The organism is Dickeya parazeae Ech586 (assembly GCF_000025065.1).
Classification (GTDB): Bacteria; Pseudomonadota; Gammaproteobacteria; order Enterobacterales; family Enterobacteriaceae; genus Dickeya; species Dickeya zeae.
This window is the reverse complement of record NC_013592.1, coordinates 3,697,051-3,717,337: the sequence shown is the minus strand read 5'-3', so window position 1 is coordinate 3,717,337 and position 20,287 is coordinate 3,697,051. Positions and strand designations below refer to the sequence as shown.

At 56.5% G+C, this 20,287-nt stretch carries 20 protein-coding genes; 14 read left to right on the top strand and 6 right to left on the bottom strand.

Annotation, left to right across the window (positions count from 1 at the left end; all coding sequences use genetic code 11):
• The first annotated feature begins 116 nt into the window (after positions 1 to 116).
• The 7 genes from DD586_RS16235 (at position 117) to hpxK (ending at position 6,635) form a co-directional block, all read left to right on the top strand.
• Positions 117 to 956, top strand: coding sequence for a MurR/RpiR family transcriptional regulator (locus DD586_RS16235; RefSeq protein WP_012885906.1), 840 nt, complete (start codon positions 117 to 119; stop codon positions 954 to 956).
• A 275-nt stretch (positions 957 to 1,231) separates the two neighbouring features.
• A complete protein-coding gene (locus tag DD586_RS16230; RefSeq protein ID WP_012885905.1) occupies positions 1,232 to 2,023 on the top strand; it encodes a transporter substrate-binding domain-containing protein in 792 nt (263 codons plus the stop codon).
• Positions 2,024 to 2,032: 9 nt separating this feature from the next.
• Entirely contained in the window at positions 2,033 to 2,698 is a 666-nt protein-coding gene (locus tag DD586_RS16225; RefSeq protein WP_012885904.1) for an amino acid ABC transporter permease, read from the top strand.
• A 2-nt stretch (positions 2,699 to 2,700) separates the two neighbouring features.
• Positions 2,701 to 3,354, top strand: coding sequence for an amino acid ABC transporter permease (locus DD586_RS16220; RefSeq protein ID WP_306763233.1), 654 nt, complete (start codon positions 2,701 to 2,703; stop codon positions 3,352 to 3,354).
• Complete coding sequence (locus DD586_RS16215) at positions 3,335 to 4,066, top strand: amino acid ABC transporter ATP-binding protein (protein ID WP_012885902.1); 732 nt, start codon at positions 3,335 to 3,337, stop codon at positions 4,064 to 4,066. The genes DD586_RS16220 and DD586_RS16215 overlap by 20 nt, the downstream gene beginning before the upstream one ends.
• A gap of 62 nt (positions 4,067 to 4,128) precedes the next feature.
• A complete protein-coding gene (locus tag DD586_RS16210) occupies positions 4,129 to 5,373 on the top strand; it encodes a pyridoxal-phosphate-dependent aminotransferase family protein (RefSeq protein WP_012885901.1) in 1,245 nt (414 codons plus the stop codon).
• Complete coding sequence (gene hpxK, locus DD586_RS16205; RefSeq protein WP_041164578.1) at positions 5,370 to 6,635, top strand: allantoate amidohydrolase; 1,266 nt, start codon at positions 5,370 to 5,372, stop codon at positions 6,633 to 6,635. Before DD586_RS16210 ends, hpxK begins: the two co-directional genes overlap by 4 nt.
• A gap of 90 nt (positions 6,636 to 6,725) precedes the next feature.
• Here the strand turns inward: hpxK and DD586_RS22395 are convergent, their stop codons facing one another.
• The gene (locus DD586_RS22395; RefSeq protein WP_264183293.1) at positions 6,726 to 6,848 is read right to left on the bottom strand and encodes a hypothetical protein; all 123 of its coding nucleotides are present in this window, start codon (positions 6,846 to 6,848) and stop codon (positions 6,726 to 6,728) included.
• 298 nt (positions 6,849 to 7,146) lie between these two features.
• Between DD586_RS22395 and DD586_RS16200 the strand changes: the two genes are divergently transcribed.
• Complete coding sequence (locus DD586_RS16200; RefSeq protein WP_012885898.1) at positions 7,147 to 8,295, top strand: glycerophosphodiester phosphodiesterase family protein; 1,149 nt, start codon at positions 7,147 to 7,149, stop codon at positions 8,293 to 8,295.
• A gap of 128 nt (positions 8,296 to 8,423) precedes the next feature.
• Here the strand turns inward: DD586_RS16200 and DD586_RS16195 are convergent, their stop codons facing one another.
• Together DD586_RS16195 and DD586_RS16190 are read right to left on the bottom strand one after the other, a co-directional pair.
• Positions 8,424 to 9,191, bottom strand: a complete 768-nt coding sequence (locus DD586_RS16195; RefSeq protein ID WP_012885897.1) for an amidohydrolase — start codon at positions 9,189 to 9,191, stop codon at positions 8,424 to 8,426.
• Positions 9,179 to 10,336 carry a pyridoxal phosphate-dependent aminotransferase gene (locus DD586_RS16190; protein ID WP_012885896.1) on the bottom strand — a complete coding sequence of 386 codons (1,158 nt, stop codon included), beginning with the start codon at positions 10,334 to 10,336 and terminating at the stop codon, positions 9,179 to 9,181. Before DD586_RS16190 ends, DD586_RS16195 begins: the two co-directional genes overlap by 13 nt.
• A gap of 326 nt (positions 10,337 to 10,662) precedes the next feature.
• Here DD586_RS16190 and DD586_RS16185 point away from each other — a divergent pair, with 326 nt between their 5' ends.
• Genes DD586_RS16185 through DD586_RS16175 form a run of 3 tightly spaced genes read left to right on the top strand, consistent with a single transcriptional unit; the run spans position 10,663 to position 12,523 of the window.
• On the top strand, positions 10,663 to 11,277 hold the full coding sequence (locus tag DD586_RS16185; RefSeq protein ID WP_012885895.1) for a methylthioribulose 1-phosphate dehydratase: 615 nt from the start codon (positions 10,663 to 10,665) through the stop codon (positions 11,275 to 11,277).
• Positions 11,274 to 11,984 carry an acireductone synthase gene (gene mtnC, locus DD586_RS16180; protein WP_012885894.1) on the top strand — a complete coding sequence of 237 codons (711 nt, stop codon included), beginning with the start codon at positions 11,274 to 11,276 and terminating at the stop codon, positions 11,982 to 11,984. The genes DD586_RS16185 and mtnC overlap by 4 nt, the downstream gene beginning before the upstream one ends.
• Positions 11,981 to 12,523, top strand: coding sequence for a 1,2-dihydroxy-3-keto-5-methylthiopentene dioxygenase (locus DD586_RS16175; protein WP_012885893.1), 543 nt, complete (start codon positions 11,981 to 11,983; stop codon positions 12,521 to 12,523). The genes mtnC and DD586_RS16175 overlap by 4 nt, the downstream gene beginning before the upstream one ends.
• An 81-nt stretch (positions 12,524 to 12,604) precedes the next feature.
• Here DD586_RS16175 and mtnA read toward each other — a convergent pair whose 3' ends face one another.
• Entirely contained in the window at positions 12,605 to 13,636 is a 1,032-nt protein-coding gene (mtnA, locus tag DD586_RS16170) for an S-methyl-5-thioribose-1-phosphate isomerase (protein WP_012885892.1), read from the bottom strand.
• A 352-nt stretch (positions 13,637 to 13,988) separates the two neighbouring features.
• Here mtnA and mtnK point away from each other — a divergent pair, with 352 nt between their 5' ends.
• Positions 13,989 to 15,191, top strand: coding sequence for an S-methyl-5-thioribose kinase (mtnK, locus tag DD586_RS16165; protein ID WP_012885891.1), 1,203 nt, complete (start codon positions 13,989 to 13,991; stop codon positions 15,189 to 15,191).
• A 61-nt stretch (positions 15,192 to 15,252) separates the two neighbouring features.
• On the opposite strand, the gene fadE is transcribed toward mtnK, so the two are convergent.
• Entirely contained in the window at positions 15,253 to 17,703 is a 2,451-nt protein-coding gene (gene fadE, locus DD586_RS16160; RefSeq protein ID WP_012885890.1) for an acyl-CoA dehydrogenase FadE, read from the bottom strand.
• A 355-nt stretch (positions 17,704 to 18,058) separates the two neighbouring features.
• Here fadE and lpcA point away from each other — a divergent pair, with 355 nt between their 5' ends.
• Together lpcA and DD586_RS16150 are read left to right on the top strand one after the other, a co-directional pair.
• Positions 18,059 to 18,640, top strand: coding sequence for a D-sedoheptulose 7-phosphate isomerase (lpcA, locus tag DD586_RS16155; protein ID WP_012885889.1), 582 nt, complete (start codon positions 18,059 to 18,061; stop codon positions 18,638 to 18,640).
• Positions 18,641 to 18,708: 68 nt separating this feature from the next.
• Complete coding sequence (locus DD586_RS16150) at positions 18,709 to 19,476, top strand: class II glutamine amidotransferase (protein ID WP_012885888.1); 768 nt, start codon at positions 18,709 to 18,711, stop codon at positions 19,474 to 19,476.
• On the opposite strand, the gene dpaA is transcribed toward DD586_RS16150, so the two are convergent.
• Positions 19,447 to 20,172, bottom strand: coding sequence for a peptidoglycan meso-diaminopimelic acid protein amidase (gene dpaA / locus DD586_RS16145; RefSeq protein WP_012885887.1), 726 nt, complete (start codon positions 20,170 to 20,172; stop codon positions 19,447 to 19,449). The genes DD586_RS16150 and dpaA overlap by 30 nt on opposite strands.
• Between the last annotated feature and the right edge of the window lie 115 nt (positions 20,173 to 20,287).

Genomic DNA, 20,287 nt, shown 5'->3' with positions numbered 1-20,287 from the left:
GAAAAGATGAAACAAAAGTTACAGCGCTCAAACTTACAGCGCTCAAACTTAATGCGTTCAAACCCGGCGCGCTCAAACTGATAGCGTTTAGATGTTAGATAATGACAAGGGCAGGCATGAAGCAGATTGATGAACGGTTGCGCAGCCAGTACAGCGAACTGTCGCCGCAGGAGCAGCGTGTGGCGGAGTTTATCTTTGACCATCTGGATGACCTCATCAGCTATAACAGCGCTGAACTGGCGCGGCTGAGCGGCGTTTCCAAGGCCACGGTCAGTCGTCTGTTCCGCCGCCTCGGCTATCCCAGTTACCGCGAGATGCGTGACGAGCTGCGCACCCTGCGCCAGAGCGGGATGCCGTTGACCGATAACCGGGACGCGGTGCAGGGCAATACGTTGCTGGCGCGCCATTACAAGCAGGAGATGGCTAACCTGACGCAATGGGTCAACCAGATAGACCCGCAGCAGTTTGGCGCGGTCATCGCCGCGTTGCAGCAGGCACAGCGTGTCTGCATTCTTGGGCTGCGCAACAGCTACCCGGTGGCATTACACCTGCGTCAGCAACTGTTGCAAATCCGCCCGCAGGTACCGTTGCTGGCGCAGCCTGGCCAGACGCTGGCGGAAGAACTGGCGGACCTCGATGAGCGGGATGTGGTGATTGTGGTGGCGTTCCGCCGCCGTCCACGCCTGATTCAGCCCTTGCTGCAACAATTGCATGCCCGGCAGGTTCCGGTGTTGCTGCTGTGTGAGCCGCAAGTCCACGCGTTGCCGCCGCTGGCGTCCTGGGTGCTGAGCGCACCGCTGGATAGCGTGTCGGCGTTTGACAGCTATGCCGGGGCCATGAGTCTGGTCAACCTTATCAGTAACGCGTTGCTGCACCATATGCTGGCGGAAGGGCGTCAACGTATCCACGATATTGCCGATCTTTACCTGCAACTCGACGAGCTGGAACAGCGGTAGTTGCGCGCTCCACTGGTGCAAATGTTCTATTTTGGTGCAATCCATTCCCGTTTTAATGCCCTGTCATTGTGCGCTGCAGGTTGAAAGCCGGGCGCGTTTCCTGACGATGAAACTTGCCGTTATTCCCTGAGTCTGCCTGTGCTGCTCTCTTCGTGTCGCCGTGTCATGCCGGTTGATTATCTGGCATGCATTTTGCTTTTTAATCTGCAACAAAGGTTTCAATATTTTTATTGAAGAATCTTTGGTTTCAAATTAACTTAACCGGGGGCACAGCAATGAAGATCGGAAAACGTGTTTTGGCAGTAGTTGGTGCAGCGCTGTTGATGGTTCAGGCTGGACAAGCGATGGCGGATCAACTGCAGGATATCCAGAAGCGCGGCGTATTGCGTGTCGCGGTGCCGCAGGATTTCCCGCCGTTTGGCTCGGTCGGTACCGATTTGCAGCCGCAGGGTTACGACATCGACATGGCCCGTTATCTGGCCAGTGAGATGAAACTAAAGTTGCAGCTGGTGCCGGTGAGCAGTGCCAACCGTGTGCCGTATTTGCAAACCGACAAGGTGGATCTGGTGATTTCCAGCCTGGGTAAAAATGCGGAACGTGAAAAAGTGATCGACTTTAGCAGCGCTTACGCACCGTTCTTCCTGGGCGTGTTCGGCCCGAAAGACACGACGGTCACCTCGCCGGATGCCTTACAAGGCAAAACCGTGGGCGTAACCCGTGGCGCGGTGGAAGACATGGTGCTGACCGATATCGCGCCTAAAACCGCTGATATCAAGCGCTACGAAGACAACAACACCACGCTGTCGGCTTATATGTCCGGTCAGGTGCAGTATATCGCTACCGGTAACCTGGTAGTGGCGGCGATTGCCGAGAAGAACCCGGAGAAAGCGCCGGTCGCCAAATTCATGTTGAAAGACTCGCCTTGCTATATCGGTCTGAAAAAGGACGAGCCTGCGCTGAAAGCGAAAGTCAACGAACTGATTGAAAAAGCGCTCAAGGACAACACGCTTAACGGCCTGTCCGAAAAATGGCTGAAAGCGCCGCTGCCAGCCAATCTGGGTGCCTAAGGATACGCCATGACTTATCAGCTTCATTTCGCGGCGCTGTGGCCATACTGGCCGGAGTTACTGGCCGGTTTATGGGTCACTGTGCAATTGACGGTGATGGCAACACTGGGCGGGATTGCCATCGGTATTTGCGGTGCGGCATTACGCAGCGGTAAGCCAACCTTCGTCAGCCGCCTGTGGGGCCTGTACGTCGAAGCGATCCGCAACACGCCGTTTGTGGTGCAACTGTTTTTCATCGTGTTCGGTCTGCCGGGGTTGGGGCTCAAACTCACCGCCGGTCAGGCCGCCCTACTGGCGATGTTGGTGAACCTGGGCGCGTACAGCACGGAGATTATTCGTGCAGGCATCCAGGTGACACCGAAGGGCCAGTGGGAAGCAGCAAGGGTGCTGGGATTATCACGTACCCAGACCTTTACGCGGGTGATTTTGCCGCCCGCGCTGCAACGGATTTATCCGGCGCTGGTCAGTCAGTGCATCATCGTGATGCTCGGTTCCTCCGTGGTATCGCAGGTGTCGTATGAAGAGCTGACCTTTGCCGCCAACTTAATTCAGTCACGGACGTTCCTCAGTTTTGAGGTGTATCTGGTGACCACGCTCTGCTATCTGGTGCTGTCGATGCTGATGCGTCAGCTGCTGTTGCTGGTCGGGCGACGTTTTCTGGGGACAGCGCGCTGATGATGACATTTACTGACTGGGATATTGTGCGCAACCTGCTGCTGGCCGGGCGCTGGACGGTGTTGCTGTCGCTGGTGGCCTTTTTTGGCGGCGCGGTGGTGACGTTACCGTTGTTATTACTGCGCCTGACGAAACGCCGCTGGCCGATGCGCCTGACCCGGCTGTACGCCGATGTGTTTCAGGGCACGCCGCTGCTGATGCAACTGTTTCTGGCGTTTTTCGGGCTGGGGTTGTTTGGTATCGATGTGAGCCCGTGGACGGCGGCTTCACTGGCGCTGACGCTGTTTACCAGCGCGTTCTTGCTGGATATCTGGCACGGCAGCGTACAGGCGTTGCCGAAAGGGCAGTGGGAAGCCTGTCGTTGTCTGGGGTTGACCTTCACACAGACGTTGACCCGGGTGATCGCGCCTCAGGCGATGCGTATCGCCATTGCGCCGACGGTGGGGTTTTCGGTACAGGTGATTAAAGGCACCGCACTGGCGTCAATTATTGGTTTTGTTGACCTGACGAAAGCCGGCACCATGCTCAACAACGTCACGTATCAGCCGTTTAAGGTGTTCGGGCTGGTGGCGCTGGGTTATTTCCTGCTGTGTTATCCGTTGTCGTACTACAGCCGTTATCTGGAGAAGAAATTCAATGCCGCTCATCACCATTAATCAGGTTCATAAATATTACGGCCAGAACCACGTGCTGAAAGGGGTGGATCTGGATATTGATGCGGGCGAAGTTATCTCCATCATCGGCCGCAGCGGTTCCGGCAAAAGCACCCTGCTGCGTTGTATCAACGGGCTGGAAGGCTATCAGGACGGCAGTATCAAACTGGGCGGAATGACCGTCACCGACCGTGACTCGCAAGCGCGGGAGATCAGCCGCTCTATCGGCATGATTTTCCAGAACTTCAACCTGTTCCCGCATATGACCGCGTTGGAAAACGTGATGCTGGCACCCAAACTGGTGCTGGGGAAAAGCGCCGCCGAGTGCCGGGAGCTGGGGGTGAGGATGCTGGAGAAAGTCGGGCTGGGTGAACGTATCGATTACTACCCGTCGAATTTGTCCGGCGGCCAACAGCAGCGTGTGGCGATCGCCCGTGCGTTGGCGATGAACCCCAAAGTGCTGTTGTGCGATGAAATTACGTCCGCGCTGGACCCGGAGCTGGTGGGTGAAGTGCTGAAGGTGCTGGAGCAACTGGCGGCTGAAGGCATGACGCTGATTCTGGTCACCCACGAGATGAATTTTGCCCGCGAAGTGGGCGATCGGGTGGTGTTTATGCATCAGGGCACCGTGTGGGAACAAGGGAGCGGCGATGCGCTGTTTGCCAACCCACAGACCGCCGAACTGAAACAGTTTATCGCCTCGGTACGGCTGTAGCGCCGTGAGCGGTATCGGCTATTACGATTTTCATGTTATCAAGGACATCAGGAGTTCATCACATGCCTAACGACCTGTTTGCGCAGATCAATCCGCCCCATCGTTTGCTCATGGGGCCCGGCCCGATCAATGCCGACCCGCGTGTACTGCGCGCGATGGCCAGCCAACTGGTCGGGCAGTATGACCCGGCGATGACCGGGTACATGAATCAGGTGATGGCGCTGTACCGCCAACTGTTCCGTACCGACAACCGCTGGACCATGCTGGTGGACGGCACTTCCCGCGCCGGCATTGAGGCCATTCTGGTCTCGGCGATCCGCCCCGGCGACCGGGTGCTGGTGCCGGTGTTTGGCCGTTTCGGCCACTTGCTGTGCGAGATTGCCCGCCGCTGCCGCGCCGATGTTCACACCATCGAGGTGCCGTGGGGCGAAGTATTCACACCCGATCAAATAGAAGACGCCATCAAGCGGGTAAAACCCCGCCTGCTGCTCACCGTACAAGGCGATACCTCCACGACGATGCTGCAACCGCTGGCGGAGCTCGGGGAGATCTGCCGTCGCCATGATGTTCTGTTTTACTCCGATGCCACCGCCTCGTTCGGCGGTAACCCGTTGGAAGCCGATGCCTGGGGGCTGGATGCGGTCTCTGCCGGGTTGCAGAAGTGCCTGGGTGGCCCGTCCGGCAGCTCGCCGGTGACGCTTAGCTCACGTATGGAAGCGGTGATCCGCCAGCGTAAATGCGTAGAGCAGGGGATCCGCACCACCGACCATCAGGACGGTGACGACGAGATGATTTACTCCAACTATTTCGACCTCGGCATGATCATGGATTACTGGGGGCCGGAGCGGTTGAACCACCACACCGAAGCCACCAGCATGCTATTCGCCGCCCGTGAGTGCGCCCGCATTATCCTGGAAGAGGGGCTGGATACCTGTATCGCCCGTCACCAGCTGCACGGTAAGGCGCTGCTGGCTGGTATTGAAGGCATGGGGTTGCAGCCCTACGGCGACATCGCCAACAAAATGAGTAACGTACTGGGCGTGGTGATCCCGTCGGGTATTCACGGTGAGCAGGTGCGTAAGCTGTTGCTGGAAGATTTCGCCATCGAAATCGGCACGTCGTTCGGGCCATTGCAGGGCAAAATCTGGCGTATCGGCACCATGGGTTACAACGCGCGCAAAGACTGTGTGATGCAAACGCTGACCGCGCTGGAAGCGGTACTGAACCACCTTGGTTTCCGTTCTGTGCAAGGGGCGGCGTTGCAGGCGGCCTGGAATGTGTACGACGCCACGCAGGCGTCGACATGAGCGAGGTGCTGATGGAAGGCATGATGACGGATTTCGATGCGCAGGCGGCCGCCCGACGGGTAATGACGCGCTGTGATCAGCTGGCGGCCATCAGTGAAACCCCTGACCAGCTCACCCGCGTTTATCTGTCGGCACAGCATATGCAGGCCAACCAGCAAACCGGCGAGTGGATGCGTGACGCCGGGATGCAGGTGTGGCAGGACGGTGTGGGTAACATCTGCGGTCGCTATGAAGGCAGTACACCGGGGGCACCGGCGCTGCTGATGGGTTCACACCTGGATACGGTCCGTAACGCCGGGCGTTACGACGGTATGTTAGGGGTGCTGGCGGCGATTGAAACGGTGTCATTCCTGCATCAGCACGGTATTCGACTGCCGGTAGCGCTGGAGGTGGTAGGCTTTGGCGACGAAGAAGGCACCCGTTTTGATGTCACGCTGCTGGGCAGTCGTGGGTTAACCGGCACCTGGCCTGATGGCTGGCTGTCGCGCCCGGATGCCAACGGCGTTACCGTCGCGCAGGCGCTGACACAGGTTGGGCTGGATCCGGACGCTATCGCTCAGGCTGCCCGACCGGCCACGGATATTCTGGCCTACCTGGAATTGCATATCGAACAAGGTCCGTGTCTGGAACAGGCTGGACTGGCGTTGGGGGTGGTCACGGCCATTAACGGCGCCCGGCGGCTGAACTGCACGTTTACTGGTCACGCAGGTCATGCGGGAACCGTGCCGATGTCGCAACGTCAGGATGCCCTGGCGGCGGCGGCGGCTTGGATGACGCAGGCAGAGCAGATGACACGCGAGAGCGACCCTTATCTGGTGGCGACTTTCGGCACCTTGCAGTGCCTGCCCGGTGCCGCCAATGTAATTCCCGGTGAGGTACGCCTGACGCTGGACATTCGCGGGCCGGACGATACGCCGCTGGATGCCCTGCTGCAACGGCTGCTGACGCTGGCGCAGGACATCGCCATGCAACGCGGGTGTACCTTCGATGCGCAAGAGTACTACCGTATTGCTGCCACCCGCTGCGATGAGACGCTGCAACAGCGGCTGTCGGCGGCGGTGATGCAGGTACAAGGTGAGAACCTGTTGCTGCCAAGCGGTGCCGGACATGATGCTATCGCTATCGCTGAACGTTGGCCGGTGGGTATGCTGTTTATGCGTTGCAAGGGTGGTATCAGCCATCATCCCGATGAGGCGGTGTTGACCGAGGATGTGGCGCTGGCGTTGCAGGCGCTATTGCAAACGGTGTGGGGATACCGCTGAGACTGGCGATCCCCTCAGTATGACGGCGTGTCACTCGTCGCCGCATATACGCATGGCGGGCTCGTCCCGCCCTGCTTTACTCGTCATTATTCAATCTGACGCCACACCGTTTTGTTCATCACCCATCTGGTTAAATGCTTTTTCCACATTCATCGCTTGGTATTCTTCATCGTTTGGGGCAACTGTATCTAAATGCATTAATTCGTATCTCATTTCATCGATATTCTTTTTTTTATTTCCTCGTTTTTAAATAAGTGTTCCTTTTCTAATTTTATAAGACTAATGCTATTGATTTTTATTTTTTTAATAAATCTGCCTCAATAGGATCATTTGATTATTATTTTCGTGACATGAATCTGTTGCCTGTTGGCCAATAACATTGACTGGCGTGAATGGCTGTCATTGCTGTTCATGATGTTGTCAGTTTTTTAAATAAACGATTTTTATTTTTAGATCATGGGATGGCTTGGTTAAAGAGAGCTAACACGGTTTTTTCTTGAGGAAATACACTATGCGTTCTATTCAGTCCGTGTTTTTTGTTATCGTCGCCAGTCTGTTATTTTGGGTCGGCCATGTACAGGCGGCCGAGAACTGGAACCCCGCACATATTCTTGAAGCCTTTCAATATCCTTATGCCAATGGACAAACCACCGTGGGCATTATTGCGCACCGCGGTGTGGTTTCTGATGGCTGCCCTGAAAATTCGCAATGTTCGATTGATGCCACGGTAAATAATAATATTGAAGCCATTGAGCTGGATGTAAAACAGTCTTCTCAGGGGACGCCGTGGCTGTTTCATGATCAAAATGCCGGGAGAATGATTTATCATCTTCCTCTCTTTGATATCTTTCAGGATAGAACGCCACCCATAGGATGGGACCCGGATTTTCGCACCATGACGGATAATCAACTGTCACACAGTTATCTGCGTGACAGGAATTTCAGTGGTACTCGTTTTCATCCCCTGAGCGTACTGGAAGCATTACGCTATATAAAAGTAAAAGCGCCACAGTTATTGGTGGTGCTTGATATAAAAACAGCTGAGGCGGTTTCGCGTTGTGCTTCAATAGTCAAAGACCTGGGAATGGAAAATCAGGTGGTATTGAAAGCCAGTTCTTCTTTATATTCCAGCAATCCACCGCGATCTGAGGGTTCGCTGGCAGGCGTTCATTTTGTGCCGACAGTGTATGCCGGAAACCTTGACGATATCGCGGTGAATTTCACCAATGTTTATTGTGACGTTAGTGTCGAAGTACACCACTGCCGGGTGGAGGAGTGGCTAAAGGTGGCATATGACAATCCTGATATTCCCTGGGTCGAAATTGGCAACAAGAGCCCTGATTATCCTGACCCTACTTCCAGCTTTGTGGCACAGGCGAAACGTTATAAACATGCCATCGGCGCATTCGTGCCGGTGCCGGAATATAATTTGTCGCGTGGTAATGGTGCTTATTACGTTCGCTCCAATGCAACCTGTTGCGCCAGACTGTCGGATTATCTGACCAAAACCCGTTATTTTGGTAATGAAACGGTGGATCGACGGGAATCGCTCGATTTACAGTTAACGAGTGGTTTCACCAATATCATTACCGATAATCCGTTGCAGGCGATTAAGCTGACGTCAGACCGGGGAATGCGGCACACGGAGCGTTACGAGTAATCCCGCGATGAATTAAGGGTATGTCACACTGGTTACGGTGAAACGACGCCGGTTCTGTTTTCTTTTCTGTGTTACTTATCCCGCCCTACGGTGCAAGTCCGTCGGGCGGGATAATGTAGCATAGTGGGTTACACACTGAACTTATCGGCATCAAGCCAGGCAGGGAAGGCTTCACGGTAGCTTTGCAACGCTTCCAGCGACAGCTCGGCGTCAAGACGCGCAGGTTGGTGCTCAGGGGCTGAGGCCAGAATCGCGCCTTGTGCGTCGATAATCAGGCTGTCGCCCTGATAACTATGGCCGTTGCCGTCGGTACCGACACGGTTGCAGCCTGCCACATACGCCTGATTCTCAATCGCTCGGGCCGCCAGCAGGGTTTTCCAGTGCAACGCGCGCGGGGCTGGCCAGTTGGCGACGTACAGCGCCAGGTCGTAATCCTGACGATTGCGGGACCACACAGGAAAGCGCAGGTCATAGCAGATCAGCGGCAGAATGCGCCAGCCGCGCCATTCCACGACTTCTCGTGTCTGACCAGACTGATAATATTCATGCTCGCCCGCCATGCGGAACAGATGGCGTTTGTCGTACTGGTATACCCGGCCCTGTGGGTCAGCCAACAGAAAACGGTTAACCGCGCCCTTGCCGGTCTGCACCGCCACGCTGCCGCCGACCAGCGCATTGCTGCGCTGTGCCCACTGTTTCAGCCAGTCTTCTACCACCGCTTGTTCCAGGCTGCTTTTAGCGGCTTCCATCGCAAAGCCGGTGGTGAACATTTCTGGCAGTACAATCAGGTCGCGGCCGGTAATGTCGCCTAACAGGCTGTCAAAATGGCTGAGGTTAGCGGGGCCATCCATCCAGACCAGCGGTTGTTGTAGCAGGGTTATCTTTAAAGTTGACATAAACGCTCCGCAGCAGCATCCAGGGTTGATTCCTGTTTGGCAAAGCATAACCGAATCAGCGTGTGAGGGAAGGGGGCGTCACAGAAAACGGACAGTGGGATCGCCGCCACGCCGACATGCTCAGTCAGCCAGCGACAGAAACTGACGTCATCCTGGCTGGAAATGGCCCGGTAGTCCGCCAGCAGGAAATAGGTGCCTTCGCAGGGCAGGATCTCCAGCCGACTGGCCGCCAGCGCGTTAACAAACCGGTCGCGTTTAGCGCGATAAAAATCGGGCAGTTCGCGCCAGTGTTGCGGTTGTTGTTGCAACATATCGGCCAACGCCAGCTGTGCTGGCGTGTTGACGGAAAACGTCAGGTACTGATGCACTTTCCGCAATTCGGCGCTGATCGGTGCCGGGGCGACGCAATAGCCGACCTTCCAGCCGGTCATGTGGTAGGTTTTGCCGAACGAGGACACCGCGATAGCCCGCTGCCGCAGCTCCGGGTGCGCCAGTACGCTGGCGTGGCCGTCAGCGGCAAAGCAGATGTGCTCGTACACTTCATCGCTCAGCACGTAAATAGCGCGACTGGCGATGGCTTGCCAGAGCTGGCGGAAGTCCTCCTGCTGCCAGACAGTGGCGGACGGATTATGCGGCGTGTTGACGATCACCAACCGGGTGCGGTCGTTCAGTACGTCGCTAAACGCGGCCCAGTCGACGCGAAACGCCGGTGGTTGCAGCGCCATGCGCTTCAGCGTCCCGCCCGCCAACTGCACCGCCGGGGCGTAACTGTCATAACTGGGATCAAAGCAGACAACTTCATCGCCGGGGCGCACCAGCGCGCTGATGGCGGCAAACAACGCTTCAGTAGCACCGGCGGTGACCGTGACTTCACTGTCGGCGTCCGGCTGCCAGCCGTAGAGCGCGGCGGTTTTTTCCGCAATCGCCTGACGCAGCGGTGCCACGCCGGTCATCGGTGCGTATTGGTTTGCCCCCTGACTGACATGATAGGCCAGACGCTGTTTCAGGTAGTCGGGGCCGTCAAAATCCGGGAAGCCTTGCGACAGGTTAATCGCCTGATGTTGCTGCGCCAGGGCGCTCATCTGGGTAAAAATGGTGGTACCGAGAGAGGGGAGTTTACTGTCTGGAATCAGTGCGGCGCTCATGGCTGAAAAAGGACTCCTGCAAGGCTGTTATTGCTGCCACTATATACAGGATGCTAGTATTTGGCAATCAAGACGCTTGGACGTTTAAACGGCTAAATTCCGTAATTTGATAAGCTATTCCCAAAATAATTCGAGTTGCGGGAAGGCGGCAAGGGAGTGAATCCCGATGAGCTTACTCAGGTAAGTGATTCGGGTGAACGAGCGCAGCCAACACACCTGCAACTTGAAGTATAAAGGGCATAGAACTAAATATAATAAGCAGGCTCATTACCCGGTTTTATCCCTGAAGATAACCGGGTGGCAGCTTCACCTGTACAGGATGCGTTATGAGTGAAATTCCACAACTGGCCGCACTGGTGGCGGCCTGCCACTGGATCGGCGAAAAAGGCTGGTGCCCGGCGACGGGCGGTAATATGTCCGTGCGTCTGGATGAGCGGCAATGCCTGATTACCGAATCCGGTAAAGACAAAGGCAGCCTGAGCACGGAAGACTTCCTGTTGGTCGATATCGCCACCAACCATGTACCGAGCGGCCGCACACCGTCGGCGGAAACCGGGCTGCATACGCTGCTTTATCGCTTGTTCCCGACGGTAGGGGCGGTGCTGCATACCCATTCGGTCAACGCGACGGTGTTGTCGCGGGTGGAGAAAACCGAGGCGCTGGTGTTGCAGGGGTACGAAATGCAGAAGTCGCTAAGTGGCCAGCGTACTCATCTGGATGCGGTCGCCATTCCAATTTTCGATAATTCTCAGGATATTCCGGCACTGGCGGAGCAGGTTGCCGCCCACCATGCGAACTCGTCATTGCATTACGGTTTTCTGGTGCGTGGGCATGGTCTGTACTGCTGGGGACATAATGTAAAAGACGCTCGCCGTCATCTGGAAGGGTTAGAGTTCCTGTTCCAGTGTGAATTACAACGACGTTTACTGGAGGCCAAGTGATCAAGGCGATTGTCACGGATATTGAAGGCACGACCAGCGATATTCGCTTTGTGCACAACGTGTTGTTCCCGTATGCCCGCGCGCGTCTGGCCGAGGCGGTGGCACAGGCCGGGCATGACCCGGAGATCGCTGCCGCGCTGACGCTGACGCGCCAGGAACTGGGGCAACCGGAAGCCTCGCCCGCGCAACTGCTGGCCGCATTCAATCAGTTTATGGATGAGGACCGCAAATCACCGGCGCTGAAGCTGTTGCAGGGCATTATCTGGCGCAGTGGTTACCACAACGGCGATTTTCGCGGCCATGTTTATGAGGATGTCGCCCCGCAATTACAGGCCTGGCGTGAACAGGGTATCGCGCTGTACGTCTATTCATCCGGGTCGGTGGAAGCACAGCGCCTGCTGTTTGGGCATAGCGACGCGGGGGATTTGACCGCGCTGTTTTCCGGCTATTTCGATACCGGCGTTGGTGCCAAGCGAGAGGTCGCGTCCTATCAGACTATCGCCGCTTCAATCGGCCTGACCGCGGATAAGGTGCTGTTTTTGTCCGATATTCGTCAGGAACTGGATGCGGCTGCACAAGCGGGCTGGCACACCTGCCAGTTGATCCGCGATGACGCCGATGTTGAAAGTCAGCATCGGCAGGTAAACCGTTTTGATCAGGTAGACCTGAATGCCTGTCAGAGCAACCAAACAGGAGAACCGTCATGAGTGCCTTAACTATCTTCAGTGATACGGATGCCCATCAGCCCGTCTGGCAAAGCCGCGACGCCGAGGCTATCGCCCAACAACTGAGTGCTATTAATGTGCGGTTTGAACGCTGGCGGGCTGACAGGGATTTAGGGGCCACCCCTTCCTCTGAAGAGGTGCTGGCGGCGTATCAGCATGAGATTGATAAACTGGTGGCGGAAAAGGGCTACCAGAGCTGGGATGTGGTCAGCATCCGTGCCGATAACCCGCAAAAAGAGGCGATGCGCAGCAAATTCCTGTCGGAGCATACCCACGGTGAAGATGAAGTGCGTTTCTTTGTGGAAGGGGCTGGGTTGTTCTGCCTGCACGTAAACGGCCAGATTTTCCAGATACTGTGCGAAAAGAACGATTTACTGTCGGTGCCTGCCGGGGTGCCGCATTGGTTTGATATGGGCTCTGAGCCGCATTTCACCGCCATTCGCCTGTTTAATAATCCGGATGGCTGGATTGCGCAGTTCACCGGCGATGCCATCGCTGACGCGTACCCGAAACTGGCGTAATGCTGTTACAGGCCGTGGCGGAATATACCCGCGCACGGCCTGTTCTCTGTGCTGCTTTTATTACCCGCGTCCTATCTCGCCTTATCCCGCCAGCGGTTGCTGAAAAATACCGGCGTTAACCTGCTCAGGGGTGACAACACCGCTATCCAGTACCCAGCCGCTAATCAGTGCTGCGGGGGTGACATCGAACGCCGGGTTGTACACCGGGGCGTTGTGCGGTGCCCACTGGCACTGGCCGAAGCTACCGGCTACCCCGGTGACTTCGCTGGCGGCACGCTGCTCGATGGGAATCGCGCTGCCATCCGGGCAGTGAGGGTCGTGGGTAGTGTGGGGAGCGGCGACGTAAAACGGAATACCGTGATAGTGTGCCAGCACCGCCAGGCTGTAGGTGCCGATTTTATTGGCGACATCGCCGTTAGCGGCGATGCGATCCGCTCCGACCCAGATAGCATCAACCTGGCCTTGCGCCATCAGTGACGCGGCCATCGAGTCGCAAATCAGGTGATAGGGGATACCCAGCTCGCCCAGTTCCCAGGCTGTCAGACGCCCGCCCTGCAACAGCGGACGGGTTTCATCCACCCAGACATTCTCCACCTTGCCTTGCTGGTGAGCGCGCAGGATGACGCCGATCGCCGTCCCCACGCCCGCCGTCGCCAACCCGCCGGTATTGCAGTGGGTCAACAGGCGGCTGCCCGGTTTTACCAGCCCGGCTCCGTTATCCGCGATGCGTTCGCACAGCGCTTTATCTTCTTCTATCAGTCGTAACGCTTCCTGCGCCATGGCGTTGACGAAATCGTCACTCGCCAGTGCCTGCTTCATGCGGTCCAGATTGTTCATCAGGTTAACGGCGGTCGGGCGGGATGCGCGTAACGTTTCCAACGCCTGTGCCAACTGCGGCCGCGACAGACCTTGCTCTGCCAGCAACGCCAGCAGCAGGCTGGCGGACAGCCCGATTAACGGTGCGCCACGTACCCGCAGAGCGCGAATGTGTTCGACCAGTGCGTCGACATCCGGGCAGGGGCACCAGATTTTTTCCTGCGGCAGTGCCTGCTGGTCAAGGATCCACAACTGATTATCAACGAGGTTGAGGCTGGTGGTGTTAACAGTCTGCATGGGTGGTTAAATCCGTGTTGCGTTATTGCATCAGAATTCTTATTCTGCCAATATGCTTTACAGAAGTATAGACGTCCAAACGCCTTTATGTCTATACCCTTCATACTTCAAGTTGCAGGTGTGTTGGCTGCCCTCTCTCACCCCAGTCACTTACTTGAGTAAGCTCCTGGGGATGAAATGAGAGACATCCTGTCTCTCACCGGAGGCCAGCCGTTGGCTGGTCAAATTCGTTCCCGACGAATTTGTCGCTCGGTTGCCGCCTTCCTGCAACTCGAATTATTTTGGGTATAAAGCTCGGCGTTGATAACAAGCAAACACATTCATCACACTAGGTAGATAAACGAGGTTGGCCATGTCACTTTACCGTACTTTTAACGCGGACGATGCCGTGCAGTACGCCCGTCAGTATGGCGGTGTTGCGGATCCGCAGTCGTTGATAACAGCCGATGAGATAGGCGACGGTAACCTGAATCTGGTGTTCAAGATCCGTGATACACAAGGCGTCAGCCGGGTGATCGTCAAGCAGGCGTTGCCCTACGTTCGCTGTGTCGGTGAGTCCTGGCCGTTAACGCTGGATCGCGCCCGTATTGAAGCGGAAACGCTGCTGGCACACGCACAGCATTGCCCGCAGCACACGGTAGCAGTGTTGCATCATGACCCGGTACTGGCGGTGATGGTGCAAGAAGACTTGTCTGATCATGAGATCTGGCGGCGTGAGCTGGTGAAGGGGCAGGATTATCCGCAGGCGGCGGCACAACTGGGTGAATATCTGGCGCAGGCGTTGTTCCACCATAGCGATTTCTACCAGTCTCCCCATGAGAAAAAAGCGGCGGTCAGTCGCTTCACCAACCCGGAGTTGTGTCAGATCACCGAAGATCTGTTCTTCACCGACCCGTACAGGGAACATGAACGTAATCAGTTTGACCCGGCGCTGCTGGCCGATGTGCTGGCATTACGGGATGATCGCCCGCTGCTGTGCGCCGTCGCGGCGCTTAAGCACGCTTTCCTCAGCAAGACGGAAGCCTTGTTGCACGGCGATATCCACAGTGGTTCTATTTTCGTGGCGGAAAACCGTCTGAAGGTGATCGATGCGGAATTCGGTTTTTACGGCCCGATAGGGTTTGATGTCGGTACGGTGCTGGGTAACCTGCTGCTGAATTACTGCGGGCTGCCGGGATTGTTGCCGCCACGTGAAGCTGTTGATGCGCGGGAACGCCGTCTGGAGGATATCGTGACGGTATGGCAGACCTTCGCTACACGTTTTGCGGCGTTGGCTCATGAAAAGAGCCGCGACCCGGCGCTGGCGGTGGATGGCTACGTTGAACAGTTTCTGCGACAGGTGTGGCAGGAAACGGTCGGTTACTGCGGCACCGAGTTGATTCGCCGTACCATCGGGCTGGCGCATGTCGCTGACCTTGATACCATTGCCGATGAGGCCGCCCGTCAGGCCTGCCAGCGCCATGCGATTCAGCTTGGCAAGACGCTGGTGTTGGCCGCCGCGCATATCGATGGCCCTGAAGCCTTGCTGGCGCGCGTGCGTCAGAGCGGTGCCTGAGAATAACGCATCAATCCGGCGCTTTTCCCCGATGTTTCAACCAGAAAAAGCGCCAGACCTGTCAGGCGGCGGTATCAGCATCAACCGGTACTCGTTGCCTGCTCTCCACCTTGTGTGCGCTTAGCGCGTCCGGGGAAAAGTCATCAACGTTGATAGAGCGCAGCCGACTGGCTTCCGCCTGCATCAATAGGTTGGCTTCTTCTGGCGTAATCACCCCTTCCGCCAGCCCGTGTTCCGCCAGTTTATCCAGTTGCATAAAGGGCAACGGGTAACCTGCCGATTGCGATAAACGTTGATAAATCGGCTCGGCAGCCAGAATATCGCGCAGCGCATGTTCCAGTTGTGCCGCCGGGTGATGAGCACCAGTATGCAGATACAGGCCACGTCCCAACCGGCTGCGGGTTGCGGACGGCACCTGTAACAGCCGCGCCAGCTGGTGATCTAACTGGTCGCTTGGGGCTTTGCTGACCTGTCCTAGCGGGAGAATCATCACACGCAGTAACCGCGCCACCAGTTTGTTGGGGAAATTGCGCAGCAGGTCGACGATGGCTTGTTCGGCCTGATGCAAACAGTCCTGAACGCCCCAACGCACCAGCGGTAAGTCAGCCTCCTGGCGACCTTCCTCGTCATAACGCTTGAGCGTGGCAGACGCCAGATAGAGCTGGCTTAGCACATCGCCCAGCCGGGCAGAAAGACGTTCGCGGCGCTTCAGGCTGCCACCCAGGACACCCATCGACACATCGGCCAGTAGTGCCAGATTGGCGCTCAGCCGGTTCAGGCGCTGGTAGTAGCGGCGGGTGACGTCGTTGACCGGGGCGCGACTGGTGCGCCCGTTGGTCAGGCCCAGCCACAAGCTACGCATGGCGTTGCTGGCGACGTGGCCCAGATGGCCGAACAGCGCCTGATCAAAGGCTTTCAGGTCATTATTCTGCGCTGCGTTCATCTCTTTGAGGATGTAAGGATGGCAGCGAATCGCGCCCTGCCCAAAGATGATCATGCTGCGGGTCAGAATATTGGCACCTTCGACGGTGATGGCGATTGGTGCCCCCTGATAGTGACGGGCGACAAAGTTAGACGGGCCCAGGCAAATGCCCTTACCGCCGGTGATGTCCATTGCATCGATGATGCCGCGCTGGCCGCGATGGGTACAGTGGTACTTGACGATAGCCGACAGCACCGATGGCCGCGCGCCGTGCATAATGCCGCTGGTAATGAGCGTCGCGGCGGCATCCATCACGTAGGCGTTGCCCGCTATGCGGGCCAGCGGTTCTTCAATCCCTTCCATTTTGCCGATCGGCAATTTGAACTGGCGGCGGATACGGGCGTAGGCACCGGTCGCCAGCGCCACGCTTTTCAGGCCGCCGGTCGCGTTGGATGGCAAGGTGATACCACGTCCGACGGACAGGCACTCCATCAGCATCCGCCAGCCCTGACCTGCCATACCCGGCCCACCAATGATGTAATCCAGCGGAACGAAAATGTTTTCACCCTGCGTCGGACCGTTCTGGAACGGGATATTAATGGGGAAATGACGGCGGCCGATTTTGACGCCGTCGGTCTGCGTGGGGATCAGGGCGCAGGTAATGCCGATGTCGTCCTGGGTGCCCAGCAGGTGATCCGGGTCGTACAGCCGGAATGCCAGCCCCAGTACAGTCGCGACAGGGGCCAGTGTGATATAGCGTTTGTTCCAGGTCAGCCGCATCCCCAGCACCTGTTGGCCTTGCCAGTGGCCGTAGCACACCACGCCAAGATCAGGGATAGCACCGGCATCGGACCCGGCTTCCGGGCTGGTCAGCGCGAAACAGGGGATCTCATCACCACGCGCCAGCCGGGGAAGGTAGTGGTTTTTCTGCTCGTCGGTGCCGTAGTGTTGCAGTAACTCACCGGGGCCGAGCGAATTGGGAACGCCGACGGTGATTGCCAGGATGCTGGAGACGCCCGCCAGTTTTTGCAACACCATCGCCTGCGCGTAAGCGGAAAATTCCAGCCCGCCGTACTCTTTTTTGATGATCAGCGCGAAGAAGCGATGTTGTTTCAGTAATGCCCACAGTTCCGGCGGTAAATCGGCGCGCTCATGGGTGATCTCAAAGTCGTTTGCCATGCGGCAGGCTTCTTCCACCGGCCCGTCCAGAAAGGCCTGTTCTTCCGGTGTGAGCGCCGGTCGGGGGTAAGCATGCAGGGTGCGCCAGTCTGGCGTGCCGCGAAACAATTCGCCTTCCCACCAGGTAGTACCGGCATCAATCGCCTCTTTTTCCGTTTTCGACATCGGCGGCATAACGCGGCGGAACGCCGCCAGCGCCGGTGCAGCTAACCATCGCCGCCGCCACGGTGTCGCCAGCAACGGCACGAGTACAAGAGCGAGTGGGAGCAGCAACCAGGCTGACCACACATGCAGCGACGCCATGACGACAACCCAGAGTACAAGTACCGCACTGCTCAGCCACAGTGAAGCCCGGTGGTAGAGCAGAGCGCCGATAAGCAGCAAGACGATCAGGACACTGACTGCAACCATAATTTATTCTCCAGTCCGCTTAATCCGTTTACGTTTGTGGTCTGACCTGTTGGTATAGTGTGGTTTTAGTTCAGTAAGGTGTTTTTATCAATTCATTTACAACGCAATTACAACTTAACTCACAAACTCGCTGCCGGATGAAACCTCGGGTGCGCGATGCCGTCGTTTGGCAATTGTCTGCTTCTCGTCGTTTGGGCGATCCGCTACACTGCACGGCAATACAGGTTGCGTCTCTTTATGGCGTGGAATGGCGGGCATCGCCCGGTAACAGGGTTCATCATGACCCGATGTTTCACCCCATGCCTCACCAGAGGCTCCGCCTACATATCATGATGTCATTGAATGAGAGGATTCCATGTACCAGGACTTAATCCGTAATGAGCTGAAAGAAGCGGCATCCACACTGAATACATTTTTAAGTGATGATGCCAATATTCAGGCAATTCAGGATGCGGCGGTTTTGCTGGCGGATGCCTTCAAGGCAGGCGGAAAGGTGCTCTCCTGCGGTAACGGCGGTTCTCATTGTGACGCTATGCATTTCGCTGAAGAACTCACCGGCCGCTACCGTGAAAACCGCCCTGGTTACCCGGCTATCGCCATTTCTGACCCAAGCCATCTGTCCTGTGTCAGTAACGATTTTGGCTATGACTTCGTGTTCTCCCGTTATGTCGAATCGCTGGGACGTGAAGGGGATGTCCTGCTGGGGATTTCCACTTCTGGTAATTCCGGCAACATCATCAAGGCTATCAGCGCGGCCCGTGCCAAGCGTATGAAGGTGATTACACTGACCGGCAAAGATGGTGGCAAAATGGCCGGTACCGCCGATGTGGAAATTCGCGTACCGCATTTCGGTTACGCTGACCGGATTCAGGAAGTGCACATCAAGGCTATCCATATTCTGATCCAGTTGATTGAAAAGGAAATGGCTGGCAACTGATTGCCTGCCATGAGGCGCCGTCGTCATACGCGCAGCAGTAGCAGCAGTAGTAGTGAAAGGAACCAGACATGTGTGAACTGCTTGGGATGAGTGCCAACGTCCCAACGGATATCTGTTTCAGTTTTACCGGCCTGATGCAGCGGGGCGGCCGTACCGGGCCGCACCGTGATGGCTGGGGGATTACGTTCTACGAAGGAAACGGCTGCCGTACCTTTAAAGACCCTCTACCCAGCTTTACCTCGCCGATTGCCGAATTGGTGCAGAACTATCCTATTAAATCCTGCGCGGTGGTTTCTCACATCCGTCAGGCCAACCGTGGCGCGGTCGCGCTGGAAAATACCCACCCGTTTACCCGCGAGTTGTGGGGCCGGAACTGGACGTTCGCCCATAATGGTCAGCTTAAGGGGTATCGGCGTTTGAAAACCGGCCATTTTCGTCCGGTTGGGGAAACGGATAGCGAGTACGCGTTTTGCTGGCTGTTGTACCAGTTGTCGCAACGCTACCCGCGTACGCCGTCTAACTGGCCTGCTGTGTTTCGCTACATCGCCACACTGGCGGAGCAGCTACGCAAAAAAGGAGTGTTTAACATGTTGCTGTCGGACGGGCAGTTCGTGATGGGATTTTGCTCGACGCACTTGCACTGGATCACCCGGCGAGCACCGTTTGGCAAAGCGACCTTACTGGATGACGATGTTGAGATAGACTTTCAGCAGCAGACCACACCTAACGATGTGGTCACTGTGCTGGCGACGCAACCGCTGACCGGCAACGAAACCTGGCATCGGATTCTGCCAGGCGAGTTCGCGTTATTTTGTTTTGGCGAGCGCGTAATGTGATTCTGGCTGACCAACGGGCGCGGACTGGTTAACCACGTACTGCCCGTTGAGCACCGACACCGCTGGCGGCTGATGCATGCGGTTGAAGTAAGCGTAGCCCGGCTGCAACTGACTCCAGAATTTATAGTAGTTGGAGCGGCTGTGGCGCTTCATGTTCTGCTCGGTCATGCGGAACGGATAAATCGCCAGCTCGACTTTCTGCTGCCCGTTGCGCAGTGCTTTCTCCACGTAAGTGTAAATCTCTTCGATGTATTTGTTGGTCATGGCGTAGCAGCCGATAGACACACACTCACCGTGAATCATCAGGTAACGACCGGAATAACCGTGCGCGCGGTCGTACTCGTTCGGAAAGCCGACATTAATGGCGCGATAATAGTGGCTGTCCGGTTTAAGCTGTTTTAAATCAACCTGATAAAACCCTTCCGGGCTTTTGAAGTCGCCTTCGGTCATTTTAGGACCCAGACCGCCGGAGTATTTACAAATCGGGTAACTCTGTACCAGTTTGTATTCGCCGCCAATCATGGCATAAAGCTCCAGCACCCGTTCTTCCTTGAAGATCTGAATATAAACCGGTGAACCAGCAACCTGCTGTTTGGTTTCTGTCGCTACCGGAGAGACCTGATTGGCGTAGCTATTGCTGATGGCGACGGAAGGTAAAATAAACAACATCGCAAGCGAAAACGCGACTTTGTGCATTGTTAATCCTGATTATTGGCACTGTGATTCTGTCTGATACGGCGTGTGGCGGTGATGCCCCCGTATTCCCTTATCTGTCAGGCTTGGTCCTGCCATTAGGCTATGCCCCATAGCG